The organism is Pseudomonas sp. Irchel 3A5 (assembly GCF_900187575.1).
GTDB classification, from domain to species: domain Bacteria; phylum Pseudomonadota; class Gammaproteobacteria; order Pseudomonadales; family Pseudomonadaceae; genus Aquipseudomonas; species Aquipseudomonas folii.
In genome coordinates this window covers 185,737-211,681 of the sequence record NZ_FYDU01000010.1, presented here as the reverse complement: position 1 = coordinate 211,681, position 25,945 = coordinate 185,737, and the positions used below count along the sequence as shown (strand labels likewise).

Genomic DNA, 25,945 nt, shown 5'->3' with positions numbered 1-25,945 from the left:
GTCTTGTGGGAGCGAGGCTTGCCCGCGATAAGGCTGGATACGACGATAGACCTGATATCTGCGGTGCCCTCATCGCGGGCAAGCCTCGCTCCCACATATACCGCGCTATTCCGTAGGACCGGCTTTAGCCGGGAGGACGTCGGGACATTCGCTAAATATCCTTCGGTAGAAATACCGCTCTCCCGGCTAAAGCCGGTCCTACAAGATCCAGATCATGCTTGCAGGTGAACATAGAATCTCCCACATGTTCTTTGTACGCTGTTCAATAGCGTCGTATCAGCCTGCTTTGTCCTGATCATGCACCTTGATGGCCGTTGCGCTCCCCCTGCGAGGGTTGTTAGAAAACTGACGACTGCGAAGATGACTCAAGGACATTTCGCAAGGTTTTATCGTCATGGACAACCCGCTGCACGACGTCAACGACGGGCTGGATGAGCCTGTCACCGGCGGTCTTACTCCCGACCGTTTGGCACTGGTCAAACAGCTCATCACTGCTGACCTGAGCAAGAAAGTCTCTGTGCCTTTTCTGGCCGCGTCCTGCGAGTTGACTCGCAGTCATTTCTCGCGCTCATTCAAACGCAGTACTGGCATGTCCCCACAGGAATGGATTCGCAACCAGCGCATTGAGCAGGCCAAGCAACTCATCAAATACTCGGAAATGACCCTCACGCAAATCAGCGCCGAATGCGGTTTTTGCGATCAGGCGCATTTCTCTCATATGTTCAGCAAGACCGAGGGCACCAATCCCGCCCGTTGGCGGGGCAATGAGCGCAAGTTGAAGGCGGCCAGCCAGCGTCAATATTCGCGCAATTCCCGCCACATATGGACCTTGGAAATAAACCCGGCTTCGGTCGCTACAGCCAATGGCTCCAGACCAAAGGACTCGAATCCGTTGTGCTCGTAAAGCTTGCGAGCTGAGGCATTGTTTTCGCTGACGGTCAGCTGCACCAGCAATGCATGTGGCCGTTTGCGCGCATAGCTCAATGCCGCATCGATCAGTGACTGGCCCAGACCTTTGCCTTGCTGACCGGCCACCACATACATGCCGAACAGTAAAACCTTGTGTCGCGCCCGTTGCCGGTTGCTGAAGGTCAGCCCCACCGCACCCAGGATGGCGTCACCGTCAGTGATGCCAAACACCACTTGTCCCGCATCTTCTGCCGGGTCGAGCCGCTTTTCCCACCAGGACAAGGGCAGGGCAGCGCGCTCTTCTGTGGATGAGGTGAAGGCCTCGGGATGTCGTGTATAGGCGTCCAGCATCAAATTTCGATAAGCCGCCGCGTGCCGGGCCTGCAAACGTTCCACCTTGAATGCACTGGACATGGCTTACACCACTGCAATCAGATCAAGTTCAACGGTGGCATTCTTTGGCAACTGATAGACGCCAACCGAAGTGCGAGTGTGCGCACCGACGTCCCCCAGCACGAAGAACAGCACTTCGGACGCAGCGTCGGCCACTTCGCTTTGCCGGGTGAAATCCTGAGCGCATTGCACGTAGAGGTTCATGCGCAGCAGCCGCTTGATCCCGTCCAGCGAACCCGCGCTGCGCTGTAGCAAGGCCAGGGCGCGCATGGCGCAAACCTTCGCTCCCAGTTGCGCCTGAGCCAGAGTGGTATCGGCCCCTGCGCGTCCGGTGACGACTACCGTGTCGCCAACCCGGGGAGTTTGCCCGCTGATGTAAATCTCGTCGTTGTGGCGGATCAGAGGCACATAATTGCCGCCGATTTTGATCTCGCCATCAAAGCTATAACCAAGCTGTTCGGCAATCAGGTTGAAGCGCTGGTCTGCTGACATGTCGCGTTCCGTGACGAGGATGAATGAGAGGCGAAGAGTGCCTTTATCGCCTCAAGCCCGTGACATGGCAAGCGGTCACGCATGGATTCTCTGGTCTTAGCCACCGTCGTGAAGATGAGTCGCCCTCTAGCGGGCAATGCCAAGTAGAATCACGCTCCTGAAGGTTTTTGAGGTTTGCAGTGGTGGAGGATGTTCAGCAGGGCTTTATCCTGAGCCGGCACTGGCGGGATACGCCGGAAGGTACGCAGGTGGAATTCTGGCTGGCGACTGACAACGGTCCCCGGCACATTCGCTTGCCTGTGCAACCCTCGGTGGCGTTCATTCCTGCTGAACAGCGTGCCCGTGCCGAAGCGGTATTGCGCAGCGAGTCGGGGGTCGAACTTCGTGAGTTGAGCCTGTGTGATTTCCGCCATCGTCCGGTGCTGGGGGTTTATTGTCAGCAGCACCGGCAATTGATGAACCTGGAAAAATCCCTGCGCAAGGGCGGCGTGGATGTCTATGAAGCCGACATTCGCCCGCCAGAACGCTATCTGATGGAGCGTTTTATCACCGCCCCGGTGCAATTCAGCGGCGTTGCAGACAGCAACGGCACCCTGTGCGAGGCGCAGATCCGCCCCACAGAGCATTACCGGCCGCAACTACGCCTGGCGTCGCTGGATATCGAGACCACCGAAAAAGGCGAGTTGTATTCCATCGCGCTGGAAGGCTGCGGTCAGCGTCAGGTTTACATGCTCGGCCCCGCCAATGGTGACGATCGCGACGTCGACTTCGCGCTTGAATACTGCGACACCCGCAAGTTGTTGCTGGAGCGCCTCAATCAGTGGCTTGAACGTCACGATCCGGACGCGATCATCGGCTGGAATGTGGTGCAGTTCGACCTGCGGGTGCTGCACGAGCACGCGCAGAGACTACAAGTGCCATTACGTCTAGGGCGTGGTGGAGATGCCATGGGTTGGCGCGAGCACGGCTCGCGCAACAACCACTTTTTCGCCGATGCCAGCGGGCGTCTGATCATCGACGGCATCGAGGCGCTACGCTCGGCCACCTGGAGCTTTCCGTCGTTCAGTCTGGAAAATGTCGCTCAGACCTTGCTCGGAGAGGGCAAGGCGATCAATACGCCTTACCAGCGCATGGACGAAATCAATCGCATGTTCGCTGAAGACAAGCCCGCGCTGGCACGCTATAACCTGAAGGACTGCGAACTGGTGACGCGGATCTTCGCCAAGACCGAGTTGCTGACCTTCCTGCTGGAGCGCGCGTCGGTCACGGGGTTGCCTGCTGACCGCAGCGGTGGTTCGGTGGCAGCGTTCTGTCATCTGTACATTCCGTTGATGCATCGCCAGGGCTTTGTGGCGCCCAACCTTGGCGAGCGCATGCCGGAGGCCAGCCCCGGTGGCTTTGTCATGGATTCGCAGCCGGGATTGTATGAGTCGGTGTTGGTACTGGATTACAAGAGCCTGTACCCGTCGATCATCCGCACTTTCCTGATCGATCCGGTGGGGCTGGTGGAAGGCTTGCGCAATCCTTCGGATGAAGATTCGGTACCGGGTTTTCGCGGTGGTCGCTTCTCTCGCACCCGGCATTGCCTGCCCGCCATTGTCGAGCGAGTCTGGCAGGGGCGCGAGACGGCCAAGCGGGAAAACAACCAGCCGCTATCCCAGGCGTTGAAAATCATCATGAACGCTTTTTATGGTGTGCTTGGCTCCAGCGGCTGCCGGTTTTTCGACACGCGGCTCGCGTCGTCGATCACCTTGCGCGGCCACGAGATCATGCGCCGTACCCGACAGCTAATCGAAGCCCAAGGCTATACGGTGATCTATGGCGATACCGACTCCACGTTCGTCTCGCTCAAAAGCCTGCACGGCGAGGAAGAGGCGACCCGGATTGGCCGTACGCTTGTGCAGCAGGTCAACCAATGGTGGCGCGAGCATTTACAGCAGGAATACGGCCTGACCAGTGCGCTTGAGCTGCAGTTCGAGACGCACTTTCGACGGTTCCTGATGCCGACCATTCGCGGCGCGGAAGAGGGCAGCAAGAAGCGCTACGCCGGGCTGGTCAGGCGCGCTGATGGTTCCGATGAAATGATTTACAAAGGCCTGGAAACGGTCCGCACCGATTGGTCACCCCTAGCGCGGGAATTTCAGCAGGAGTTGTACTCGCGGATTTTTCACCGGCGACCGTATCAGGATTATGTGCGCGACTATGTGCGTCGTACCGTGGCGGGGGAGCTGGATGACTTGCTGATTTACCGCAAACGGCTGCGACGCAGGCTGGATGATTATGAGCGTAACGTGCCGCCTCATGTCCGGGCAGCGCGCCTTGCCGACGAGCACAATGCAAGCCTGGGCCGCCCCAAGCAGTATCAGAATGGCGGCTGGATCAGCTACGTTATCAGCGTCGCCGGGCCGGAGCCTCTGGAAGTGAGGCATGCGCCCATCGACTACGACCATTACGTCACCCGTCAGCTACAACCCATCGCCGAGGCCATCCTGCCGTTTGTGGATGATGATTTCAGCACGCTGATTGGCGGGCAGTTGGGGTTGTTTTAGTTGGGGCTGTTGGAGCGAGGCTTGCCCGCGAAGAACCATAACACTGTTTAACTGACATTCCGCGTCGGCAGGTTCGCGGGCAAGCCTCGCTCCAACAGATTGCACGCATCAGATATCTCTGTGCCCAACCAACCGCTCCACCAACTCCGGCAACAATGCCTCGCACGACATCTCAATCTTCATATCCAGAAGCTCATCCGCGCGGGTCTTGCCGATATTGATGGCGACAAGTGGCTTGCCTTGCTCGCTTATTGCCTTGCACAGACGGAAAGCCGAGTAGGCCATCAGTGAAGAACCCACCACCAGCAAGCCGTCAGCATGGATCACGCTGGCCAGCGCCTGTGCCGCGGTAGGCGGTGCAACGTTTTCGCCGAAGAACACCACGTCGGGCTTGAGGCGCTCGCCATCGCAGTGGGGGCAATGTGGCAACTGGAAGCGCGATTCGAATGCGGGGTCGAGCAAGGTATCGCCATCCGGCGCCTGCACCGCGTCAACGTCTGCCAGATAGGGGTTCTGTGCTTCCATCAATGGCTGAATCGCGGCGCGATCAATGCGTTCGCCACAGTCAAGGCACAGCACCCGATGCAGGCTGCCATGCAGCTCGACGACATCAATACTGCCAGCCTGATCGTGTAGCGTATCGACGTTTTGTGTGATCAACCCGTCGATGTACCCATGAGATTGCAGCGTCGCCAAAGCCCGATGTGCGGCGTTGGGCTGAGCCACCCGCACTCGCGGCCAGCCCAGCATCGCTCGTGCCCAATAGCGTCGCCGTGCCTCCGGTGAGCCGAGAAATTCCTGAAACATCATCGGCGCTTTGCCGCGCCTTACGCCGTCGGTATCCCGATAATCGGGAATGCCCGACGGTGTGCTGATGCCTGCCCCGGTCAGGACCACAAAGCGTTTTTGCGCCATGAGCGTGAAAAGCGCTTCTACCGGGGCGACGGACAGGCTGTTCAGCATGATTGGATCTCCGCGTGGCGTGAGTGATATCTGACCCGGCGGATGCTTGAATGGTGCCCTCTACACGAGACTCACGGTCTGGACATGACCATCAAGCGCACGGCCATCAGGGTCAGCACAGCGGCGAGCACTCTGTGTTGCAGCTTGCCCAACCGTTCCTTACCTGCAAACCAACGATTGATGGTACTGCCAAATGCACCCAGTACGGCATGAAAGACGAACGCAATCACTGTCAGCACCAGGCCGAGCATGATCAACTGCTGGGCGATCATGCCGTTGGAGGGGTTCACGAATTGCGGTAGAAAGACGATGAAAAACAGCAGCGCCTTGGGATTGAGCAAGCTGTTGAGCATCGACCTGACGAACACGGTTCTCAGCGAAACCTTGTTGTCGATGACGTTCTTGCCCAGCTTGCCGCCTTGCAGGGCCTTCCAGGCCATCCACAACAGATAGACCGCGCCGACATAACGAGTGATGTCGAAAGACGGCGGCCATGCAGCGACGAGACCGGTCACGCCGGTTGAGGTCAGAATCGTCAGCACGACATCCGCAGCCCCGATCCCCAGCGAAACGGCCAAACCACCGCGCCAGCCATAGGTAAAACCGTGGCTCATGACAAAGGCCATGTTCGGACCCGGCGTGATCAGCAGAAGCATCACCGCGCCGCAGAATAAAGACAGTGTTTGAAAGTCGATCATGAGCTGCTTCCCTTCATTGATATCGTTTGCTGACGGTAGCGAATCGCGCCGGACAGGCTGCGCTACAGTTGCTCGCGATTTTTGTGCAACAGTTTTTCCGGGCTTTACCTTCGCAGGTTTGAAATGAGAGTCTCGCCGCCTTGGCGTTTTCAGAGAGGGCAGTGATGAGTCGTTATGCGTTCAAACAGGTTGATGTATTCAGTCGTCAGGCCCTCAAGGGCAATCCGCTGGCAGTGGTGCTTGCAGCTGACGCGCTCAGCGAATCAACCATGGCCGCGTTTGCCCACTGGACCAATCTGAGTGAAACCACTTTTGTGCTTAAGTCCCAACATCCCGAGGCGGATTATCGACTACGGATTTTCACCACGCAGCACGAGTTGCCGTTCGCTGGGCACCCGACGCTGGGCAGCTGTCACGCCTGGCTTGAGAGCGGCGGGCAGCCAAAAGGCGAGGAAATCATTCAGGAGTGCGGTATCGGGCTGGTGCGGATTCGTCGCCAGGGCGGGCAACTGGCGTTTACTGCACCAGCATTGTTGCGCTCAGAGCCCGTTGAGGATGAGTTGCTGGAACGAATTCGCACCGGAATGGGCTTGGCTGACGGTGCGATTCTTGAAGCCCGCTGGGTCGACAACGGCGCTGGATGGCTAGCACTCAGGCTTGCGGACAGGGCCAGCGTACTGGCGCTGCAGCCGGATTATTCGCAGCTCGGCGGACTGGCGATCGGCGTATTCGCGCCTTGGGATCCTTTACTCGATGGGGATGAAGCGCAATTCGAAGTCAGAGCGTTTATCCCCGGCGACGGCATGCCAGAAGATCCGGTGACCGGTAGCCTCAATGCCGGTATCGCGCAATGGGTATTGAGTGCCGGGTTGGCAGAGGACCGCTATGTGGTCAGTCAGGGCACAGCGCTGGGCAGGCAAGGCCGGGTTTACGTGCAGCGCCTTGGTGACGACATCTGGGTGGGCGGTGAGGTGGTGACGTGTATTGAGGGTGGGGTAGAGCTGGAATGAGGCTTTACAGTGGAACTGTCATGTTTGCTCGCAACTAATGCCCCACACAAACCAATGGGACCGGCTTGGGTGTCCCTACTAAAGCCGGTCCCACTGACCATGTTCCATTCCGATGGTTAGTTCGCACGGTATTGCCGCTGCGCTCTGTAGTAGATAACCCTTCAGGATTTAACGGCTTGCTCTTCAGACACAGAAAGGGTGCTGATCAGGCGTTTGATATCTTCCCGTACATCCAGAGGTAAACCTTCCAGCTCGGTTAATACTTTCGACTCGCCTGGGGAAATGGAGTCAATAGCCAATAATTCCCGAGAGCCAGTAATTACATACAAAACATCAACCCCGGCCTTCGCAACAGCTCTGAGGTATTCGGCATTGGGAAAGCGCTTGCCTCGTTCGTAAAGTCCTTGAGCATTGGCCTCAACCCCGCCAACTAAACCCAGGTCTCGCTGTGAAAGATCGAGACGCTTTCTTTCCAACTTGAGTCTTAGGCCCATGCCTTCCATTTTGGTGATTTCCTGATGCTGATCCACTTCAGTGAGAAGGTAGTTGTTTGAAGTGTGCAGCAGATTAACAAGAAGGTCTTGCTGTTTGAAGGCTTTGATCCCGACTGATGAACGGTACAGCGCTTCAGGACTAGGCGACCCCTGGGCCGCGGGCGATACGCTTGCCGGGTCTGGCGGCGACCTGACTGGCTTGACCGTCACGCTGTTTGCCGGTTCTCGCTTCGCTGATTAAAGCAGGAATTAAAGGACCTTCCGGCAGGTTTTTCCAGAAACGGCTCGGAAAGTGGCCCTCCATGACTTTCGGGTTCAGGCGTGCAGGGTTGAAAATGTGACTGTAATAGGTCAGCCATAGCTCTCCACCCGGGTCATCGGCGTTGCGCGCCAGTTGTTGCCAGGCTGGCGGGCAGACACGCTGGTGGATCAACTGCTGGCTGTCGTAATAGACGCCGTCTTTGGGCGTAGCAATCATCCAGCGGTGCTGGCCCATGCGGCCGATGAAATGCTGGCTGGCGCTGTGCAGGATATCGTGAGCGGGTTCGTGCCACGCAACGTATTGCGGTTGTGCAAATTGCTCCGGCAGCTCAGATTCGGGCAGTGCAACGAAACGCAGAAACGCATGAAGATGATGGGCTTCACGGCTGACTTGCTTGATCCGTCGGTGCAGTTCGCTGCCCAGTTTGTCCCCCGCGAGCATTGCGGTGCGATCCCCATGGCTGACTCGCCACAGCACTTCGTACAGCAGGCTCCAGCGCTGATCGCCGCGAAATTGCGACGCGCTTTCCAGTAATTGCAGAAGCGTCAGCGGGATCCGGGCTTGAAAGGGGCCTTGTTGCTCAGGGTAGCTGTGATCAGAGCCGAACAGATCGCTACCGTCGCTGGATTTCCAGCTCACCTGGCTCGGATCGACTTCATGACTGAGCAGCCAGCGTGCCTGCTGTCGCCAGTTGTCGAACAGATCGTCGCAATCCAGGCAAATCATCCCCATAACCCCATTTGCTGGGGAGCAGGGCGGTCGCGCAACAACATGTGCAGTGACTCGCTGCTGCTCTCTGCCTGAGTCGGGTGATAGTCACACGTGATGATGAACGGCTTGGCCTTGGCCAGCACGCAACGCATGCGGGTCAGGTCTTCGTAGCGGATTCGACGCTGACGGCGCAGCTCCAGCAAACGGTTGGTGGTGCGGATTCCGATGCCTGGAATTCGCGCAATCTGTGAAGCATCGGCGCGGTTGAGGTCCATGGGGAACAGGCTGCGGTTGTTCAGGGCCCAGGCCAGTTTCGGATCGATGTCCAGCGCCAGATCACCCGCGCCCTGAAACAACTCCTTGACCTTGAAACCATAGCCACGCAACAGGAAATCTGCCTGATACAGACGGTGCTCGCGCATCAGCGGCGGGGCGGCGAGAGGTACGCTTTTCGGGCTATTGGGAATGGGGCTGAACGCTGAATAATAAACCCGGCGCAGGCCGTAGTTGCCGTAGAGGGATTCGGCGCTGGTGAGGATGGTGCTGTCGTCAGTCTCGTCAGCACCGACGATCATTTGCGTGCTTTGCCCGGCGGGCACGAAGCGCGGCGCGCGGGGCTCATTAAGGATCGTTTGCTGCCCGGTATGGATGGTCTGCATCGCCTGCTTGATCGTGACGACGTTTTTTTCCGGGGCCAGGGTTTTCAAGCCGTCGTCGGTGGGCAGTTCGATGTTGACGCTCAGGCGATCCGCGTAACGGCCGGCCATCTCGATCAATGCCGGATCAGCGTCCGGGATGGTCTTGAGGTGGATGTAGCCACGAAACTCATGGACCTCCCGCAGCTGGCGCGCCACTTCGATCAGTTGTTCCATGGTGTAGTCGGACGAGCGAATGATTCCGGAACTGAGGAACAGTCCGCTGACGCAATTACGCCGGTAGAAATCCAGCGTCAGGGTGACTACTTCCTCAGGGCTGAAGCGAGCGCGCGGTACGTCACTGGAGCGGCGATTGACGCAATACTGGCAGTCGTACAGGCAGAAGTTGGTCAAGAGGATCTTGAGCAGCGAAACGCAGCGCCCGTCGGGCGTATAGCTGTGGCAGATGCCCATGCCGTTGCTGGAGCCCAGACCGCTCTTGCCCTCGGAGCTGCGCTTGGGCGCGCCGCTGCTGGCGCATGATGCGTCGTACTTGGCGGCGTCAGCGAGGATGCTGAGCTTGTCGATCAACTGCATGGGAAACTCCGACACTGTTTGCATGTACAGTATAGGGTTCGGTTGCAGTAGGCAATGTCCTGCGGTCGGGTGAATGGGCTTTATCAGTTATGAGAAATGGAATGCATGGATATTGTGAGTTGGAATGCAATCCCATGTGGGATCGGTGCTTGCCCGCGATACAGGCAACGCAAATCGCGGGCAAGCACCGCTCCCACATACGATCCCATTCCAATTTAAATGAGCAAAATCTTTACTTGAAAACCTCTGTCACTCCTCAGAACTTCCCCTACAACCCCTGACTCCCACGAATCAGGTCATAGGCCCGGCGCGCCAGTGGGTTGACGGTGTTGGGCCTGATCCACAGGTGGTAGGTCACGTCCGGGAGGCGCGGCAGCCCGTCGTTTTCACCCAGCACGCGCATGTCGGGGCCGAGCATTTCCATGCTTCGTGCCGTTACCCCAAGTCCCGCTCGGGTCGCGGCTTTGACACCGATCAGGTTGGATGCGAGATACGCCTGACGCCAGGGGATATTGGCGCGCTCCAGGGCTTCCAGCGCATAACGCCGGTAAATGCTCGGCTCGTCTATCAGGATCAACGGCAGCGGCTCGCCCGGCTCGTGAAGGTACCCGGCAGAACAGATCCACCACACCGGCGATGTGCGCAAGGCAAAGCCTTCGAGATCCGGATCTTCGCGAGTGGAAATCACCAGATCCACTTTGCCGCGATGCAAATCGTCCATCAGAAACGGGCTGCGGCCGACGTCTATTTCCAGCCGCAGGCGGGGTGCTGAACGGGCGATATGGCTGAGGATCGGCGGCAGAATGGTATCGGCGATGTCGTGAGGCGAGCCGATGCGCAGGACGCCACTCAAACTGTCCTCGCGCAGGGCGTTGAGTGCTTCGTCATTGAGCGCCAGCATTTGCCGGGCATGGCGTAGTAATTGGCGGCCCGGTTCGGTGAGCTGTTTCTGGCGGCCCTGCTTCTGAAACAGGCTGACCCCCACTTGCAGTTCCAGACGCTGCATGTGCTGGGTGACGGAGGATTGCGTGCGCGCCAGCTGGACCCCGGCTTCAGCAAAGCTGTTGTGATCGACCACTGCAACGAAGGTGCGCAGCAATTCAAGGTCAAGGGTCGGGCTGGGCGGATTGTTCGGCATGGGACATGGCTCGGTTCATATCAATCAGGTAGCTCAATACATTACGTATTTTTATGTAATGCCGGTCGGTATTTTTCAGAAACTCCATAAGGGCCCCGTTTTACAAGCTTATAGCGTTTTTGCTTAAAGCTGGAATACAGAAAGTTATAACCATATTTGATATTTGAATTTCCGTTAATCGTTGGCGCTACCTAGGATGCCCTCACATCAGGTCGGGGTACGCCGACCGTTAACAGGGAATGATTATGCCGACCACTCGCACGCCAGTTTCTCGTTTGTTGCCCGTCATGCTGGGCGCTTTGGTTTCGTTTACCGTCAGCGGTATGGCCCAGGCCGATGCGACGCTGGACAAAATTGAAGCCAGGCACAAGGTGGTGGTTGGGGTTCTGCTTTCCGGTGGGCCATTCGGCTCCATTGATCCGTCCAGCCAGAAGCCTGAAGGGCTGAACGTCGATCTGGCCGAAGACATCGGCCGCCGTCTGGGCGCTGAAGTGGAGCTGGTGCCGGTCCTGCCTGCCAACCGCGTGCAGTTCCTGCAGCAAGGCAAGGTGGATCTGTTGATCGCCAACATGGAATGGACTGCCGAGCGCGGTCAGATCCTGGGTTCGGTGCCGACGCCTTTCTATCGGGTTGGCGGCACGGCAGCGGTATTGAAGGACAGCAAGATCAATACCTGGCAAGACCTGAAAGGTCAGCCGGTGTGTACCTCCCAAGGCAGCAGCTACGTCAAGCCGCTGACCGGGTTCGGGGCTGAACTGAAGGCGTTCAAAAGCTCCTCGGAATCGCTACTGGCGCTGCGCGGCAACAACTGCGTTGCCGCGGTTCATGACTCCACCCTGATCAATCCACTGTTGGCCAGCAATCCTGAATGGAAGGACTACCGCGCCATTTCCCCGGAACTCAACCCGGCACCGTCCGTGATCTGGACCCGTCAGGGCCAAACCGACACCCAGGCCAGGCTCGACACCATCGTCAAGGACTGGCACCGCACCGGCTTTCTGATTGAGGCCGAGAAGCGCCACAACATCACCCCGGCATCGCCTGCGCTGGTTGAGCTACATGCACAGTTCAAAGGGTAACGATTCGATTTGTTGACCCTTTGTGGGAGCGAGGCTTGCCCGCGATGCATGAGACGCGGATGGAAGAGACACCGCGTTATCGTTTATCGCGGGCAAGCACCGCTCCCACAGGATGCACTATTCCAAATGACCGACTTCGGTTACCAAGGAAACACCCATGAACACCTTCTTCACCCGCAAAACCCTCACAGCCCTCGGGCTGGTGCTCTGCGCCGGGCTCGCCCATGCCGACGCGACACTGGACAAGATCCAGCAGCGTCACAAAATCAGCATCGGGGTGATTCTCAGCGGCCCGCCATTTGGCACCATTGACCCAACCACCGGTGCGCATCAGGGCTACAACGTCGAGCTGGCCAAAGGCATTGCCGAACAGTTGGGCGTAGAGTTGGAAACGGTCTCCGTGCTGGCACCTAATCGTGTGCAGTTCCTGCAGCAGGGCAAAGTCGATCTGTTGATTGCCAACATGCAGTACACCGATGAGCGCGCCGGGATTCTCGATTATGTACCGACCCCTTATGAAGAAGTCGGCGGTGCAGCACTGATTCGCAAGGGCGCGGGCATCAGCAAGTGGGAAGACCTCAAGGGCAAGCCGGTGTGCGTGTCCCAGGGCAGCAACTTTATCAAACCATTGCAGGAAACCTACGGCGCGCAAATCAAGGCGTTCCGCAGCCAGTCCGAGTCGCTGTTGTCCTTGCGCGGTAACGGATGTGTCGCGGCGGTGCACGTCAGTCCAACCATGCATGCGCTGCTCAGCGAAGACGAGTGGGCCGATTATTCGACCCCTTTGCCGACCGACCTGATCCCGTCCAACTCGGTGATCTGGATCCGCAAGGGCGAACATGACGTGCAAGCCAGACTCGACGCCATTGTGCGTGACTGGCACCGCAGCGGCTGGTTGATCGAGGTCGGCGAACGCACCGGCATGGCACCTTCCCAGGCCTTGCGCGATCTGCATGAAAAATTCCGCAATGCCGTGCCATTGGCCGTCAAACAATGAGTGCTGCCCTGTTAGAGGCGTTGCAGCAGCTGCTGGGCGCCAGCCATGTGCAGAGCGGCGAACACGCTGCGCCGCAACTGACCGACAAACAGGGCAGCTATGTCGGGCGGGTGGTGGCTATCGTGCATCCGGCCGATACCGAACAGGTCGCAGCGGTTGTGCGCCTGTGTGTCGCCCATGAAGCGCCGATTGTGGTGCAGGGCGGCAATACCGGATTAATGGGCGCGGCGACACCGGATTCCAGCGGTACAGCGGTGTTGTTGCTGCTTGATCGTCTGAATCGCGTGCGCGCTGTCGATACCGACAACGACACGTTTACCGTCGAGGCCGGTTGCATCCTGCAAAACCTGCAGGACGTGGCGCGCAACGCGGACCGTCTGTTTCCGCTCAGCCTGGGTGCAGAGGGCAGTTGCACCATCGGCGGCAACCTGGGCACCAACGCGGGCGGCACTGCGGTGCTGCGTTATGGCAACACCCGGGAGTTGACTCTGGGGCTGGAAGTGGTGACCGCCGAAGGAGAAATCTGGCATGGCCTGCGCGGTTTGCGTAAGGACAACACCGGCTACGACTTACGTGATTTGTACATCGGCAGTGAGGGCACGCTAGGCATTATCACCGCTGCGACCTTGAAGCTATTCCCTTTGCCCAAGGCGCAGGCGACAGCCTTTCTGGCGTTTGAGTCGCTGGATCAGGCGGTGAGCTTTCTATCCCACGCGCGTGCTGGATTTGGCGCAAGCCTGACGGCTTTCGAATTACTGACGGCGGATTGCCTGGCGCTGTTGCGCGAACAATTTCCTGACGGCCCACAACCATTTTCCAAGGCAGCGCAACCCTGGTTTGCACTGTTGGAACTGTCGGATAACCACAGCGAAAGCCATGCCCGGCAATCTTTTGAAGAGGTGTTGGGCGCTGCGTTCGAACGCGATTTGCTGGCCGACGCGTTGATCGCCGAAAGTCTTGCCCAGAGCGAAGCCCTGTGGCTGCTACGCGAGAATATGAGTGACGCGCAGAAACGCGCCGGTCGCAACATGAAGCACGACATCTCCGTGCCAATCTCCCGTGTGGTCGAGTTCGTGGCGCACACCGATGCCTTGCTGCAGAAGCATTTCCCCGGTGTGCGCAACTTCACCTTCGGCCACCTGGGCGACGGCAACCTGCATTACAACGTGGCCCATCCGCTGGATTCGACGGTTGAGGCGCATATGGCTAATTACGCCGCTTTAAGTGCGCTGGTGCATGACTGTGCCCATGCCTTCGGCGGCTCGATCAGCGCGGAGCACGGCATCGGTCAGCGCAAGTTGCAGATGCTGACGCACTACAAAAGCCCGGTAGAGCTGGACCTGATGCGTCGCATCAAGCAGGCGCTGGACCCGAAAAACTTGCTCAACCCCGGCAAAGTCCTGATGGTTGGCGAACAGGGAGAAGCGCCATGAGTGTGCGTCTGTCAAAACGCGTACAACGCGTCACGCTGTCGGCCAATGCCGCGGCCAAATCCCGTGTCACCGCCTTGCGCGAAGCGGGAGTCGATATTCTCGACCTGACTACCGGTGAGCCGGATTTCGATACCCCGGAACACATCAAACAGGCCGCCTATGCGGCGATTGCGGCGGGCGACACCAAGTACACCGCGACCCCCGGCGTAAAAGCCTTGCGTGATGCCGTGCAGCGCAAACTCAAACGGGAAAACCGTCTGGACTACACGCTGCCCTCCATCGTGATCGCCAATGGCGCCAAACAGATTATCTATAACGCCTTCGCTGCGACCCTGGATAAAGGTGATGAAGTGCTGGTCCCGGTGCCGTACTGGCCGTCATTTCCGGACAGCGTACGTTTCAGTGGTGGCGAACCGGTGTTCATCGAATGTCCGTTGGAGCAGGGCTGCAAACTGACGCCGCCCCAACTGGAGGCCCACATCACTGAGCGCACCCGCTGGTTAATTCTTAATGGCCCGGGCAACCCCAGCGGCGCGGTGTACAGCGAAGCCGAGTTGCTGGCGCTGGCCGGGGTGCTGCGCCGCTATCCGCAGGTTCTGGTGTTGCTCGACGAGCTCTATGAACACATTCGTTTCGATGACCGTCAGGCATTGAACCTGCTCAACGTCGCGCCTGATCTGCAATCGCGTTGCCTGCTGGTGGGTGGGGTGTCCAAAACCTATGCCATGACCGGTTGGCGCATCGGCTTTGGTGCCGGGCCGCAAGAACTGACTACTGCCATGACGGTCGTCCAGTCCCAGTCTACCTCCGGCGCATCGTCGGTGGGGCAGGCCGCTGCATTGGCGGCATTTGAAGGTGGCCTGGGTTTCCTGCCGGAGCAAGTCACGGCTTATCACCAGCGTCGCGATCTTTTGGTTGCTGCGTTGCGCGATGTGGATGGCTTACAGGTGCTGGAGCCACAAGGCGGATTCTTTGTGTTTGTCCGCTGCGCCGGTTTGCTCGGTCGTTATCGTCCGGACGGTCAGCGCATTGATAGCGATGCCGATGTGGTCGACTGGCTACTTGAGTCCGGTGTCGCTGGCGTGGCCGGGAGCGCTTATGGACTGTCGCCTTGGTTCCGCCTGTCGATTGCCACTGCAACGGCCAGCGTTGCCGAAGCCGGGCGACGCATCGCCGCGGCCTGTGCACGTTTGCAAAGCGAGGTCCCCGCATGAGCCATTGGCTGGAACTGTTCGTGCACTGGACCGCCGGGTTCGGACTCAACTACAACTTCTTGCTGGATGCCTACCAGCGCGGCTCCATGCTGGACGGTGCGCTGACCACTTTGTTGCTCTGTGCATTCACCATTGTCGGCAGTTTGCTGGTCGGGGTGCTGCTGGCGGCAATGCTCACCTCGGGCAAAGCCTATCTAGCCACTCCGGCGCGAATCTTCATTGAAGTCACCCGCAATACGCCGACGCTCGTCCAGTTGTATTGCGCGTTTCTGGTGCTGAACATGCTGCTGACTCAGGCGGTCGGCGCGGCGAACCCGCTGACGCCGTTTGCCTGGGTGGTGATCGTGATTTCCCTGCACAAGGGCGCGTTTCATGCCGAAGCATTACGCGCCGGTATCGAGGCAGTGCCGTCGGTCACCATGGAAGCCGCCAGCTCGCTGGCATTCAGCAGCCGTCAGTTGCTGTGGAATGTGCAATTGCCGCTGGCGCTACGGTTTGCCTTACCGTCGCTGATCAACAATCTGATTGATCTGGTGAAAATGACCGCAGTGGCGTCGGCCATTGCCGTCGGCGACATCACCTATGCGGCGATCATGATCTGGACCCAGAGCGACAACGTGCTGGAGCTGATGATTCTGATTCTGTCGTTCTTTGGCTTGCTGAGCTTTGTCGTCAATTGTGTAGGCCGCGCCCTTGAAGCGCGCCTGAGGATGCCTGGTTATGGCCACTGATTCTTCCACCGCAGCGTTGCCGCTGACCTGGCCACGTCGCCACATGGGCAAGCTGCTTCTGGCTGTGCTGGCAGTGGCGTGGCTGATTTTCGCGGCGCCGCAAAGCCCGGTCTTCATGGCCTTGGTGCAATGGTCGCCCGCATTGGCCAAGGGCTTCGGACAGAACATTCTGATCAGCCTGGTGGCGATTGGTCTGGGCACCGTCGCCGGGCTGTTGATCGGTGCGCTTGCCTTGTCGCCCAGCTGGATATTGCGCCTGCCTGCGCGGATATGGGTGCAGATTTTCCGCAACGCGCCCTGGCTGGTGCTGATCTATTTCACGACGTATGTGTTCCCGTTCGAGATTCACATTGGCAGCTCTTACATTTCGTTTCCTGACTGGGTCAAGGTCACCATCGGCCTGGCATTGCCTGCCAGCGCCAACGTCGCGGAAATCTTCCGCGGCGCTATTGGCTCGATCCCCAGCACGCAGTGGGAAGCCGCGCGTTCACTGGCATTCACCCGCGGGCAGATCTTCACGTCGATCATCCTGCCGCAGTGCTTCAAACGCATGTTGCCGCCGTGGATGAATCTTTATGCGGTGATCACCATGGGCACGGCACTGGCTTCGCTGGTGGGTGTGCACGACGTGATCGACACCGCGCAGATCGCCAGTAACACCGTGAATCAGACCGGTTTCACCGTGCTGATTTACCTGAGCCTGTTGGCGCTGTTTTTTGCCTACTGCTATCCGATTTCACGCTTGACTCAACGTCTGGAGCGCCGTTATGCCTTCTACTGATACAGCTCCCACTCCTCTGGTCAGCCTGCGCGATCTGCATTTGTCGTTCGGCACCAATCATGTCCTCAAAGGTATTGATCTGGAGGTGCAACGGGGCCAGGCGGTGTCGATTATCGGGCCTTCAGGATCGGGTAAATCGACCATTCTGCGCTGCATCACCGGTCTGCTGCAGACCCAGCGCGGCACCATCCAGGTCGGCGCAACGGAGGTCAACAAGCTGGCCACCGAGGCCGACCGTATCGAGTTGCGCAAGCGGGTTGGATTTGTGTTTCAGCAATACAACCTGTTTCCGCATTTGTCGGTGCTGGAGAATCTGGTGATTGCCCCGCGCAAGGTGCTCGGTCTCAGCCGAGCCGACGCCGAGCAACAGGCTCGTGCGTTGCTGGCCAAGGTCCGCATGGAACACAAGGCGGAGGCTTATCCCGGGCAGTTGTCGGGTGGTCAGCAACAACGCGTGGCGATTGCCAGGGCGTTGGCCATGCGGCCTGAATTGATTCTGTTTGACGAAGTGACCTCCGCGCTGGACCCGGAAACGGTCGGGGAAGTGCTGACCGTTATTCGTGAGCTGACGGAGGAGGGCATGACCTGCGTGCTGGTCACCCACGAAATGCGCTTTGCCGAAGAAATCAGCGACGTGGTGTATTTCACCGAGAACGGCTTGATCGTCGAACACGGCAGCGCCGAGCAGATATTCCAGCGGCCGATCAGCGAGCGGACCCAAGAGTTTCTGCGTCATGCGCTGGGTGATTCCGGTCGCCGTCCGACGGCACAGAATGACCCGTATGTGTTGAGCAATCTGGGCCGGTACAGCATTTCTGTTTGAGGCTGTAAGAGGACCCCCAAACTGTTTTGATTTGAAATGCTTTCCCATGTGGGGGCTGGGCTTGCCCGCGATGAGGCTGGACGCGATTCCCTTTAGATCGCGTCCAGCCTCATCGCGGGCAAGCACCGCTCCCACAGGGAGATCGCATTCCAATTCAATAAATAACCCAGGAGTATTTATGACCATTGAAAACCGTGCCGAAGCCATCGAAACCCTTTTGCAGCAAGTGCGTGTAATCAACGACTGCGGCGTAGACCGGGCGGCGTTGCAGGAGATCATCGGGTTGCTTGAAGGCCTCGCCACTCGCCATGACCTGTTCAACTTCGACACGTTTCCATCGCCGGTGCCGGGCGCTGGCTCAACGGCTTTCCGCTATCGCCTGAACGACGACGGCAATACGCCAACGCTTTACATGAACTCGCTGCTGCCAGGCAAAAAGACCTTGCCTCACAACCATGAGACCTGGGCCGTGATCGTTGCTGTGCAAGGCCAGGAGATCAACTACGTCTGGGCCCGTACCGACGACGGCAGCAATCCTGAATACGCCAGACTCGAACTGGAAAAAGAGGTCGTGGTGCAGCCGGGCACGCCGATCGGCTTCCTCGGCGAAGACCTGCACGGCATTCGTGTGGACGGTGAAACGCCGACCCTGCATTTCCATTTGTATGGCCGACCGCTGGAGTCGTTGAACGGCCGGTTTGGCGTCAACGAAGAAGGCCGCGTGCTGAATTACAACGCCTCGCAGATGGAGCCTTCGATCAAGGCTTATGCGTGATTGATCTTCTCTGTTTGCATGTCTGTGGCAGCGCGCCAACGATGACTTTTCAGATGCCTCTGCCGCTCTGGAGCGAGCAGAGGACCTGTGGGGAATTCAATGTTTGCCCGAAATTTGATGTGCGACGTGGACCGGCTTTAGCCGGGAATACGGTGTTTATGATGACCCGTTTTTGGTGAGTGTAATGGCGTCTTCCCGGCTAAAGCCGGTCCCACGACATCGCGCCAATATTTGGGATTGCATCCCCCCCGCAGGCCCTGCGTCAATAAAACAATTTGTGAGATCCCATGAGCCAAACCATCACCCCAGCGCAACTGCAACAGTGGCTATTCGACGGACAGGAAATTGCCCTGTTTGATGTGCGCGAGCACGGTCAGTACGGCGAGGCACATTTGTTCCATGGGCAGAACCTGCCGTATAGCCGACTGGAAATTGAAGCGCCGCGTCTGGCGCCCAATCCCGCGGTTCGCCTGGTGATCTATGACCAGACCGGCAGCGACGTGGCTCCGCGTGCAGTCGCTCGCCTTGCTGCGCTGGGTTATCAGCATGTGCATACCCTCCAAGGTGGCGCGGATGGCTGGCAGGCGGCGGGTTTGCAGTTGTTCGCCGGGGTACACGTGCCGTCAAAGGCATTTGGCGAACTGGTTGAAGAGGCCAGCCACACGCCACACATCACTGCAGACGAACTGGCGCACTGGCAGGCTCGCGGCGAGCCGTTGCTGGTGCTCGACGGCCGACCGTTCGATGAATACCGCAAGATGACCATACCCGGTTCAATTTGCTGCCCCAATGGCGAACTGGGCTATCGTCTGCCCGCACTGGTCAATGACGAAACCACCCCGATCGTCGTCAACTGCGCAGGGCGTACCCGCAGCATCATTGGCGCGCAAACGCTGATCGATCTGGGCGTGAAGAACCCGGTTTATGCCTTGGAAAACGGTACGCAAGGCTGGTACCTCGCCGATCTGCAACTGGAACATGGCAGCACTCGACGTTATCCCGACGAGGTGGCGGTTGAATCCCTTGGCAAACAGCGTGAAGCCGCTCAGGCATTGGCGCAAAAAGCCGGTGTCGAAACCGTCAGCGCTGAACAGGTTGCAAGATGGGCGGAAGATCAAAGCCGCAGTCTTTTCCTCTGTGACGTGCGCACTGCTGAAGAGTTTGCTGCGGGGACATTGCCGGGTGCGCAGCATACGCCGGGCGGGCAGTTGATTCAGTCCACCGACCTGTACATCGGCGTGCGCCATGCGCGGGTTGTACTGATTGACTCCGATGACATTCGTGCGCCAATCGTTGCCAGCTGGCTGCGTCAGTTAGGGCATCAGGCCTATGTACTGGACGACGGTGTCAGCAGTGGTCTGGCATTGCCGGTAGCGCAGAGCCCGAATGCTGCGCCATTGGCGATGATCAGCGCGGCGGCGACCTCAGATGCCTTGAAGGATGACGCTGTGACCTTGATCGATCTGCGCCCGAGCACCCACTTCCGCAAGGCGCATATCGAAGGTTCGAGCTGGTCGATTCGTCCGCTGCTGGCTAACGCGGTGGCCGATGAAACACGGCCGCTGGTGTTACTGGCCGACATCCCGGAAGTCGCGCAACTGGCGGCACTTGAACTACCTGAGGCGCAACGTGCAACCGTGCGTTTGCTGGAGGGCGGCGTTGCGGCCTGGCAAGCAGCGGGTTTGCCGCTGGTGGACAACGCAACGGCGCTGGCCGACGCGCAGTGCATCGACTTCCTGTTTTTCACTCACGACCGGCATTCCGGCAACAAGGACGCGGCACGTCAGTATCTGGCCTGGGAAATCGGCTTGCTGGCGCAGATGACTGAACAGGAAATCAACAGCCTGAAGCCTTTGCACGCAAAAAAGCCTGAGCGCCCGTCGTCTACTTCTGATGTGCGGACACGGCTGGTTCATGCCGCGCGCACTGAAAAAGGCAGCGGCGGGCGCGCAGTCAATGTTCCGGTGACCCGATTGAGCACTGTGCTGTTCGACAGCCTCAGCCAGATGCGTGACATCCGTAAGCGTCGCGATACGGAACGCGTTCTGAGCTACGGCGCGCGGGGTAATCCGACCGGGTTTGCCCTGGAAGATCTGGTCACCGAGCTGGAAGGTGGATATCGCACCAAGCTGTTCTCGACCGGACTGGCGGCCGCGGCGCAAACCTTTCTGGCCTATCTGCGTCCCGGCGATCATGTGCTGCTCACCGACGCGGTCTATGGCCCGGTGCGCAGACTGGCGAAAGAGTTTCTTGTCCCGTTCGGTATCGAAGTCGGTTATTTCCCGGCCAATGGGCGCGGGCTGGAAGGGCTGTTGCAAGCCAACACCAAAATGGTCTACGCCGAGGTGCCGGGTTCGCTGCTCTACGAACTGTGCGACCTGCCCGCCATTGCTGCACTGTGCAAGCCACGGGGCATTCTGTTGGCCGTCGACAACACTTGGGGTTCGGGCTACCTGTATCGGCCGCTGACGCTGGGTGCCGACATCTCGATCATGGCGTTGACCAAGTACATTTGCGGCCATAGCGACGTGGTGATGGGCAGCGTTTGCACGCGCAAGGAGGTGTGGCCAGCTTTGGGGCGGATGAGCGAAACCTTCGGCAACACCGTCAGCCCGGATGATGCTTATCTGGTATTGCGCGGCGCCCGGACGCTGGCCTCGCGGCTGGATGTGCATGAGCGTCAGGCACTGGAAATTGCCCATTGGCTACAGGCGCAACCTCTGGTCAAAAGGGTCTTCCATCCGGCGCTGGTGGAGCATCCGGATCACGCAGTGTTCAAGCGCGACTTCAGTGGCAGCAATGGTTTGTTGTCGTTCGAGCTGGTGAATGCCGACCCTGCTCAAATGGACCTGTTCATCGGCGCCTTGAGTCTGTTCGGACTGGGCGCGTCATGGGGCGGCTACGAGAGCCTGATTACGGTCGCCGACCTCAGTGACCGGGAGAATCTGGCAGACAAGGCGCTGAATCCGGTTCTGCGTCTGCACATTGGTCTGGAAGATGTGGCGGCATTGATCGAGGATCTGCAAAAGGGCTTCGTTGCTATCGGGAAATAGCGGACATAAATGTTATTTCATAACATTTCGATGTTTGGCTATGTAATACTGTAACGAATCGTTGCAGGTTACTGGCCCATGAAAGCTCCCCGTGTTCCTTCCATCGCCGGTTCGGTTCTCGCCCAATCGGCATGGAAGCGAGTCGTGCTCGCCCTGGGCATGCTGATATTGCTGTGGTTGGCCATCGTCTGGGCGGTGGCCATACCATGAGTGCGGCTATTTCCCTAAAAGACCTTACCGTCGCCTACGAACGTCGGCCTGCGGTGCACCACCTCAGCGGTTGTTTCGAAGCGGGCAGCCTGACGGCGATCGTCGGGCCTAACGGTGCAGGGAAATCAACCCTGATCAAAGCCATCGCGGGTACCCTTAAACCGGCTGCAGGGCGGGTGGACCGCGGCAATCTGGCGACTAAAACCCTGGGTTATTTGCCTCAAGCCGCGGAAATCGACCGCAGCTTTCCATTGAGCGTGGCCGACACCGTGGCGATGGGCGCGTGGCGCAGCATCGGCGCGTTCCGTGGTTTGACTCGCGACCTGGCGAAGCGCACGCAGGATTCACTGCAAGCGGTGGGGTTGGAAGGCTTTGAGTCTCGCAGCATTGGTTCGCTGTCTTCCGGACAGTTTCAGCGGGTGCTGTTCGCCCGGCTGTTGTTGCAGGACGCGGCCGTCATCTTGCTCGACGAACCCTTCACCGCGATTGACGCACGCACCACCCGCGACCTGCTGGAGCTCGTCCGGGTCTGGCACGGGCAGGGCAGAACCGTCATCGCAGTGCTGCATGACATCGATCAGGTGCGTCAGCACTTTCCGCAAACCCTATTGATGGCCCGAGAAGCCATTGCCTGGGGCGCCACTGCAGACGTGCTGAACGTCGAGAACCTGCGCAAGGCACGCAACATGGCCGAGTTCTGGAGTGCGGATGCGGAGTTGTGTGGGGAGCAGGCTCAATGATGAACCTGATGCCACGCCTTCCTGTTGTAAGCGCGGAACCTGTGGGAGCGGTGCTTGCCCGCGATAAGAGCACCTCGATTTATCCTGAATCGCATCCAGCCTTATCGCGGGCAAGCACCGCTCCCACAGGGGACTGCATTTCAGTCGACTTCTCGGGGGCAATCTCATGACCCTCTACACCTTACTCATCGAACCCTTCATCGAGTTCGGCTTCATGCGCCGTGCTCTGGTGGCGTGTCTGGCGCTGGGCATTGGCTCGGGGCCGGTGGGCGTTTTGCTGATGCTACGGCGCATGAGCCTGGTGGGCGATGCCATGAGCCATGCGGTGTTGCCAGGCGCCGCGTTGGGCTTTCTGTTTTTTGGTTTGTCGCTGCCTGCCATGGGTATCGGCGGCTTGATCGCAGGTCTGGCGGTCGCGCTGCTGTCGGGGCTGGTCAGCCGTTTGACGGCTCTGCGTGAGGACGCCAGTTTCGCCAGTTTCTACCTGACCTCGCTGGCAGCCGGGGTGATGATCGTTTCCCTGCACGGCTCCAATGTGGATCTGCTGCATGTGCTGTTTGGCACCATTCTCGCCATCGACGCCGATGCGATTTACATGGTCGGCGGCATCGCTTCGTTCACCGTGATCCTGCTGGCACTGATTTATCGGCCACTGGTCCTGGAGTGTTTTGATCCCGGATTCCTGCGAGCCGTCGGCGGGCGTGGCTCGCTGTATCACGTACTTTTTCTGTTGTTGGTGGTGCTCAATCTGGTGGCAGGCTTTCAGGCGCTGGGCACCTTGATGGCGGTCGGCATGATGATGCTCCCGGCTACGGCGGCGCGCTTCTGGGCCACTTCACTGAGCGCTCTGGTGGCGATTTCCACGCTGGTTGCGACGTTGTCAGGGCTGATCGGACTGATCATTTCCTACCACATGAGCGTCGCCTCTGGACCCGCCATCGTCCTGACCGCCAGCGCTTTCTATGGTTTTTCTCTGTTGTTCGGCCGCACGGGCATCCTGCGCGGCCTGTTTCCCCAATCCCACCTGACCCACTGACTTCAAGAGGAACGTCATGAAACGATCAATGCTGTTGAGTTCGATGGCAGCCCTTGTGCTGTCTGCGTTTAGTGTTCTGGCCCAGGCCAAACCACTGGAAGCCGTCGCGTCATTTACAGTCATTGCCGACATGGTGCAGACCGTCGGCGGCGAGCGGGTGCATGTCACGTCGCTGATCGGCCCCAACGGCGATCCGCATGTCTATGAGCCCAGCCCGGCCGATGCTCAGGCGTTGAAGAAAGCCGATCTGGTATTTGTCAGCGGCTTGCATCTGGAAGGCTGGATGGATCGGCTGATCAAGGCATCAGGCTACAAAGGCGAGCCTGTGGTGCTGTCCAGCGGGATCAAGACTCGCAGCATGGAAGAGGACGGCCAGCGCATTACCGACCCACACGCCTGGAACAGCGCTGCCAATGCAGTGATCTACGTGCACAATATCGTTGCTGCGCTGGAAAAAGCCGATCCTGCGGGCGCCAGTCTTTATAAGGCCAATGGCGAGCGCTACACCGAGCAGCTTAAAGCGCTGGACAGCTACGCACGGACGCAAATCCAGTCCATCCCGGTGGCGCAACGTAAAGTGCTGACTTCTCACGACGCTTTTGGCTACTTTGGCGATGCGTATGGCGTCACGTTCCTGTCGCCCTTGGGCTTCTCCACCGAATCTGAAGCTTCGGCAGCGGATGTGGGCAAGTTGATCCGACAGATCAAGGCGGAGCACGTCAGTGCGTACTTTTTCGAGAACTCCGGTGATCCGCGTCTGGTGAAACAGATCGCCGATGCCAGCGGTGCCAAGCCGGGTGGCGAGTTATATGTGGAAGCGCTGTCGCCAGCCAATGGGCCGGCGGCCAGCTATGTGCAGATGTTCAAGTACAACGTTGATCAGTTGGTGGCGGCGATGCGGGGTAAGTGATTATCAGACTATTACGCGGTTCATGTGGGAGCGGTGCTTGCCCGCGATAAGAACAACGCGATCCATCCTGAATCGCATCCAGCCTTATCGCGGGCAAGCACCGCTCCCACAGGGATTTGCATAGGCTTACAAAAATTTAAACACGGTGGTCTGGGTATACGCCTTGCCCGGATCCAGTCGGGTGCTCTGGAATTTCGGCTGGTTCGGCGCGTCCGGGTAGTGCTGGGTTTCCAGGGTGAAGGCGCCCCAGTGCGGGTAGACCTTGCCGCCTTTGCCATGGATGCTGCCGTCCAGGAAGTTGCCGGTATACAGCTGCACGCCAGGCTCGCTGGTGAACAACTGCAGGCGCCGACCGGATTGCGGGTCGCTGACTTCGGCAGCCAGTTTGCTGACGTCGCCTTTAGTGTCCAGCACCCAGTTGAAATCAAACCCGCCTTGTTTCGGCTCGGCGTATTTCAATTGCTGATGGTCCGCCTTGATGTTCTTGCCGATGGCTGTAGGCGTCAAGAAGTCCATGGGTGTGCCTTTGACCGCAGGCAGTTCGCCGGTGGGGATCAGCTTCTCGTTGACCGGCGTGTAATGCGAAGCGTGAAGGGTAGCGACTTGCTTGAGCACATCACCGTTACCCGCGCCCGCGAGGTTGAAGTAACTGTGATTGGTCAGGTTGAGCACGGTGGGCTTGTCGGTGGTGGCGTTGTAGTGGATGCGCAGCTCGTTCTTCTCGTTGAGACTGTAGGTCACCTCGGTTTTCAGCTCTCCGGGGAACCCCATCTCGCCATCCGGCGACACATAGGTCAGCTTGACGCCCACCCAGCCGTTTTCATTGCTGGGTTCAGCTTTCCATACCCGCTTGTCAAAACCCTGAGTGCCACCGTGCAGGGCATTGGTCTTGTCGTTTTGCGGCACCTGATAGGTCTTGCCATCCAGGCTGAATTTGCCATCGGCCAAACGGTTGCCGAAACGGCCAATGGTTGCGCCGAAATAGACGGTGCCGTTGTCCTGATAACCTTTCACATCATCGAAACCAAGGACCACATCCTCAACCTTGCCGTTCTTGTCGGGCAGGAGCAGCGATTGCAGGGTCGCGCCGTAGGTAATGATGTTGGCTTCCACGCCATGGCTGTTGCGCAGGGTGTACTTCTCGACGGCAGTGCCATCGGCTGTTTTGCCAAAGGCGCTGTGTTCATTGGTAAGGTTGGCGGCGTTGGCCGTGAGGGTGGCGATCATCAAGGACAGTCCGAAGCTGCTGAGCAGTGAAGAGGGTTTCATTGAATGTACCTTTTTTTGTTGTTGTAGTGGGCTGCACCGAACC

The 25,945-nt window shown here is 58.7% G+C and carries 25 protein-coding genes; 16 read left to right on the top strand and 9 right to left on the bottom strand.

Annotated elements, in window-relative coordinates:
• Positions 1-394 precede the first annotated feature (394 nt).
• Positions 395-904 (top strand): AraC family transcriptional regulator, encoded by a 510-nt coding sequence (locus CKW31_RS18295; protein WP_095098104.1) that lies wholly within the window; start codon positions 395-397, stop codon positions 902-904.
• Here CKW31_RS18295 and CKW31_RS18290 read toward each other — a convergent pair.
• Complete coding sequence (locus CKW31_RS18290; protein WP_095098101.1) at positions 796-1,323, bottom strand: GNAT family N-acetyltransferase; 528 nt, start codon at positions 1,321-1,323, stop codon at positions 796-798. The genes CKW31_RS18295 and CKW31_RS18290 overlap by 109 nt on opposite strands.
• Before the next feature lie 3 nt (positions 1,324-1,326).
• Positions 1,327-1,794, bottom strand: coding sequence for a RidA family protein (locus CKW31_RS18285; protein ID WP_095098098.1), 468 nt, complete (start codon positions 1,792-1,794; stop codon positions 1,327-1,329).
• 182 nt (positions 1,795-1,976) lie between these two features.
• On the opposite strand from CKW31_RS18285, the gene CKW31_RS18280 reads away from it, so the two are divergent.
• Positions 1,977-4,343, top strand: a complete 2,367-nt coding sequence (locus CKW31_RS18280) for a DNA polymerase II (RefSeq protein ID WP_095098209.1) — start codon at positions 1,977-1,979, stop codon at positions 4,341-4,343.
• Positions 4,344-4,451: 108 nt separating this feature from the next.
• Here the strand turns inward: CKW31_RS18280 and CKW31_RS18275 are convergent, their stop codons facing one another.
• Both CKW31_RS18275 and CKW31_RS18270 read right to left on the bottom strand, forming a co-directional pair.
• On the bottom strand, positions 4,452-5,306 hold the full coding sequence (locus tag CKW31_RS18275; protein ID WP_095098095.1) for an NAD-dependent protein deacetylase: 855 nt from the start codon (positions 5,304-5,306) through the stop codon (positions 4,452-4,454).
• A 71-nt stretch (positions 5,307-5,377) separates the two neighbouring features.
• The gene (locus CKW31_RS18270) at positions 5,378-6,004 is read right to left on the bottom strand and encodes a LysE family translocator (RefSeq protein WP_095098092.1); all 627 of its coding nucleotides are present in this window, start codon (positions 6,002-6,004) and stop codon (positions 5,378-5,380) included.
• Between the two features lie 164 nt (positions 6,005-6,168).
• Here CKW31_RS18270 and CKW31_RS18265 point away from each other — a divergent pair, with 164 nt between their 5' ends.
• On the top strand, positions 6,169-7,014 hold the full coding sequence (locus CKW31_RS18265) for a PhzF family phenazine biosynthesis protein (protein ID WP_095098089.1): 846 nt from the start codon (positions 6,169-6,171) through the stop codon (positions 7,012-7,014).
• Positions 7,015-7,175: 161 nt separating this feature from the next.
• On the opposite strand, the gene CKW31_RS18260 is transcribed toward CKW31_RS18265, so the two are convergent.
• From CKW31_RS18260 to CKW31_RS18245, 4 genes are all read right to left on the bottom strand, one after another.
• The gene (locus CKW31_RS18260) at positions 7,176-7,517 is read right to left on the bottom strand and encodes a helix-turn-helix domain-containing protein (protein ID WP_095098086.1); all 342 of its coding nucleotides are present in this window, start codon (positions 7,515-7,517) and stop codon (positions 7,176-7,178) included.
• Positions 7,518-7,647: 130 nt separating this feature from the next.
• Entirely contained in the window at positions 7,648-8,502 is an 855-nt protein-coding gene (locus CKW31_RS18255; protein ID WP_176469913.1) for a TIGR03915 family putative DNA repair protein, read from the bottom strand.
• Complete coding sequence (locus CKW31_RS18250; RefSeq protein ID WP_095098083.1) at positions 8,493-9,713, bottom strand: putative DNA modification/repair radical SAM protein; 1,221 nt, start codon at positions 9,711-9,713, stop codon at positions 8,493-8,495. The genes CKW31_RS18255 and CKW31_RS18250 overlap by 10 nt, the downstream gene beginning before the upstream one ends.
• Positions 9,714-9,981: 268 nt before the next feature.
• Positions 9,982-10,851 (bottom strand): LysR substrate-binding domain-containing protein, encoded by an 870-nt coding sequence (locus CKW31_RS18245; RefSeq protein WP_095098080.1) that lies wholly within the window; start codon positions 10,849-10,851, stop codon positions 9,982-9,984.
• A gap of 245 nt (positions 10,852-11,096) precedes the next feature.
• On the opposite strand from CKW31_RS18245, the gene CKW31_RS18240 reads away from it, so the two are divergent.
• From CKW31_RS18240 to CKW31_RS18185, 13 genes are all read left to right on the top strand, one after another.
• Positions 11,097-11,930, top strand: coding sequence for a transporter substrate-binding domain-containing protein (locus CKW31_RS18240; RefSeq protein WP_095098077.1), 834 nt, complete (start codon positions 11,097-11,099; stop codon positions 11,928-11,930).
• A 157-nt stretch (positions 11,931-12,087) separates the two neighbouring features.
• The gene (locus tag CKW31_RS18235; RefSeq protein WP_095098074.1) at positions 12,088-12,927 is read left to right on the top strand and encodes a transporter substrate-binding domain-containing protein; all 840 of its coding nucleotides are present in this window, start codon (positions 12,088-12,090) and stop codon (positions 12,925-12,927) included.
• Positions 12,924-14,360 (top strand): FAD-binding oxidoreductase, encoded by a 1,437-nt coding sequence (locus CKW31_RS18230; RefSeq protein WP_095098071.1) that lies wholly within the window; start codon positions 12,924-12,926, stop codon positions 14,358-14,360. The genes CKW31_RS18235 and CKW31_RS18230 overlap by 4 nt, the downstream gene beginning before the upstream one ends.
• Positions 14,357-15,574, top strand: a complete 1,218-nt coding sequence (locus CKW31_RS18225) for an aminotransferase class I/II-fold pyridoxal phosphate-dependent enzyme (RefSeq protein ID WP_095098068.1) — start codon at positions 14,357-14,359, stop codon at positions 15,572-15,574. The genes CKW31_RS18230 and CKW31_RS18225 overlap by 4 nt, the downstream gene beginning before the upstream one ends.
• Positions 15,571-16,305, top strand: coding sequence for an amino acid ABC transporter permease (locus CKW31_RS18220; protein WP_095098065.1), 735 nt, complete (start codon positions 15,571-15,573; stop codon positions 16,303-16,305). Before CKW31_RS18225 ends, CKW31_RS18220 begins: the two co-directional genes overlap by 4 nt.
• A complete protein-coding gene (locus CKW31_RS18215) occupies positions 16,295-17,086 on the top strand; it encodes an amino acid ABC transporter permease (RefSeq protein WP_095098062.1) in 792 nt (263 codons plus the stop codon). Before CKW31_RS18220 ends, CKW31_RS18215 begins: the two co-directional genes overlap by 11 nt.
• Entirely contained in the window at positions 17,073-17,909 is an 837-nt protein-coding gene (locus CKW31_RS18210) for an amino acid ABC transporter ATP-binding protein (protein ID WP_095098060.1), read from the top strand. Before CKW31_RS18215 ends, CKW31_RS18210 begins: the two co-directional genes overlap by 14 nt.
• 178 nt (positions 17,910-18,087) lie before the next feature.
• The gene (locus tag CKW31_RS18205; protein ID WP_095098058.1) at positions 18,088-18,684 is read left to right on the top strand and encodes a cysteine dioxygenase; all 597 of its coding nucleotides are present in this window, start codon (positions 18,088-18,090) and stop codon (positions 18,682-18,684) included.
• Between the two features lie 287 nt (positions 18,685-18,971).
• Positions 18,972-21,737 carry a cystathionine beta-lyase gene (metC, locus tag CKW31_RS18200; RefSeq protein ID WP_095098055.1) on the top strand — a complete coding sequence of 922 codons (2,766 nt, stop codon included), beginning with the start codon at positions 18,972-18,974 and terminating at the stop codon, positions 21,735-21,737.
• A 78-nt stretch (positions 21,738-21,815) separates the two neighbouring features.
• A complete protein-coding gene (locus CKW31_RS30120; protein WP_256582652.1) occupies positions 21,816-21,947 on the top strand; it encodes a hypothetical protein in 132 nt (43 codons plus the stop codon).
• Entirely contained in the window at positions 21,944-22,687 is a 744-nt protein-coding gene (aztA, locus tag CKW31_RS18195) for a zinc ABC transporter ATP-binding protein AztA (protein ID WP_095098052.1), read from the top strand. The genes CKW31_RS30120 and aztA overlap by 4 nt, the downstream gene beginning before the upstream one ends.
• A gap of 166 nt (positions 22,688-22,853) precedes the next feature.
• Complete coding sequence (locus CKW31_RS18190) at positions 22,854-23,723, top strand: metal ABC transporter permease (RefSeq protein WP_095098049.1); 870 nt, start codon at positions 22,854-22,856, stop codon at positions 23,721-23,723.
• A 16-nt stretch (positions 23,724-23,739) separates the two neighbouring features.
• Complete coding sequence (locus CKW31_RS18185; RefSeq protein WP_095098045.1) at positions 23,740-24,633, top strand: metal ABC transporter substrate-binding protein; 894 nt, start codon at positions 23,740-23,742, stop codon at positions 24,631-24,633.
• A 126-nt stretch (positions 24,634-24,759) separates the two neighbouring features.
• Here the strand turns inward: CKW31_RS18185 and CKW31_RS18180 are convergent, their stop codons facing one another.
• Positions 24,760-25,902, bottom strand: a complete 1,143-nt coding sequence (locus tag CKW31_RS18180) for an aldose epimerase family protein (RefSeq protein ID WP_095098042.1) — start codon at positions 25,900-25,902, stop codon at positions 24,760-24,762.
• Between the last annotated feature and the right edge of the window lie 43 nt (positions 25,903-25,945).

Bases quoted from the DNA above. Each gene is read 5' to 3' on its own strand.
- CKW31_RS18295 (WP_095098104.1), top strand. From the start codon at position 395: ATGGACAACCCGCTGCACGACGTCAACGACGGGCTGGATGAGCCTGTC.
- CKW31_RS18290 (WP_095098101.1), bottom strand. From the start codon at position 1,323: ATGTCCAGTGCATTCAAGGTGGAACGTTTGCAGGCCCGGCACGCGGCG.
- CKW31_RS18285 (WP_095098098.1), bottom strand. From the start codon at position 1,794: ATGTCAGCAGACCAGCGCTTCAACCTGATTGCCGAACAGCTTGGTTAT.
- CKW31_RS18275 (WP_095098095.1), bottom strand. From the start codon at position 5,306: ATGCTGAACAGCCTGTCCGTCGCCCCGGTAGAAGCGCTTTTCACGCTC.
- CKW31_RS18270 (WP_095098092.1), bottom strand. From the start codon at position 6,004: ATGATCGACTTTCAAACACTGTCTTTATTCTGCGGCGCGGTGATGCTT.
- CKW31_RS18265 (WP_095098089.1), top strand. From the start codon at position 6,169: ATGAGTCGTTATGCGTTCAAACAGGTTGATGTATTCAGTCGTCAGGCC.
- CKW31_RS18260 (WP_095098086.1), bottom strand. From the start codon at position 7,517: ATGGAAGGCATGGGCCTAAGACTCAAGTTGGAAAGAAAGCGTCTCGAT.
- CKW31_RS18255 (WP_176469913.1), bottom strand. From the start codon at position 8,502: ATGGGGATGATTTGCCTGGATTGCGACGATCTGTTCGACAACTGGCGA.
- CKW31_RS18250 (WP_095098083.1), bottom strand. From the start codon at position 9,713: ATGCAGTTGATCGACAAGCTCAGCATCCTCGCTGACGCCGCCAAGTAC.
- CKW31_RS18245 (WP_095098080.1), bottom strand. From the start codon at position 10,851: ATGCCGAACAATCCGCCCAGCCCGACCCTTGACCTTGAATTGCTGCGC.
- CKW31_RS18240 (WP_095098077.1), top strand. From the start codon at position 11,097: ATGCCGACCACTCGCACGCCAGTTTCTCGTTTGTTGCCCGTCATGCTG.
- CKW31_RS18235 (WP_095098074.1), top strand. From the start codon at position 12,088: ATGAACACCTTCTTCACCCGCAAAACCCTCACAGCCCTCGGGCTGGTG.
- CKW31_RS18230 (WP_095098071.1), top strand. From the start codon at position 12,924: ATGAGTGCTGCCCTGTTAGAGGCGTTGCAGCAGCTGCTGGGCGCCAGC.
- CKW31_RS18225 (WP_095098068.1), top strand. From the start codon at position 14,357: ATGAGTGTGCGTCTGTCAAAACGCGTACAACGCGTCACGCTGTCGGCC.
- CKW31_RS18220 (WP_095098065.1), top strand. From the start codon at position 15,571: ATGAGCCATTGGCTGGAACTGTTCGTGCACTGGACCGCCGGGTTCGGA.
- CKW31_RS18215 (WP_095098062.1), top strand. From the start codon at position 16,295: ATGGCCACTGATTCTTCCACCGCAGCGTTGCCGCTGACCTGGCCACGT.
- CKW31_RS18210 (WP_095098060.1), top strand. From the start codon at position 17,073: ATGCCTTCTACTGATACAGCTCCCACTCCTCTGGTCAGCCTGCGCGAT.
- CKW31_RS18205 (WP_095098058.1), top strand. From the start codon at position 18,088: ATGACCATTGAAAACCGTGCCGAAGCCATCGAAACCCTTTTGCAGCAA.
- metC (WP_095098055.1), top strand. From the start codon at position 18,972: ATGAGCCAAACCATCACCCCAGCGCAACTGCAACAGTGGCTATTCGAC.
- CKW31_RS30120 (WP_256582652.1), top strand. From the start codon at position 21,816: ATGAAAGCTCCCCGTGTTCCTTCCATCGCCGGTTCGGTTCTCGCCCAA.
- aztA (WP_095098052.1), top strand. From the start codon at position 21,944: ATGAGTGCGGCTATTTCCCTAAAAGACCTTACCGTCGCCTACGAACGT.
- CKW31_RS18190 (WP_095098049.1), top strand. From the start codon at position 22,854: ATGACCCTCTACACCTTACTCATCGAACCCTTCATCGAGTTCGGCTTC.
- CKW31_RS18185 (WP_095098045.1), top strand. From the start codon at position 23,740: ATGAAACGATCAATGCTGTTGAGTTCGATGGCAGCCCTTGTGCTGTCT.
- CKW31_RS18180 (WP_095098042.1), bottom strand. From the start codon at position 25,902: ATGAAACCCTCTTCACTGCTCAGCAGCTTCGGACTGTCCTTGATGATC.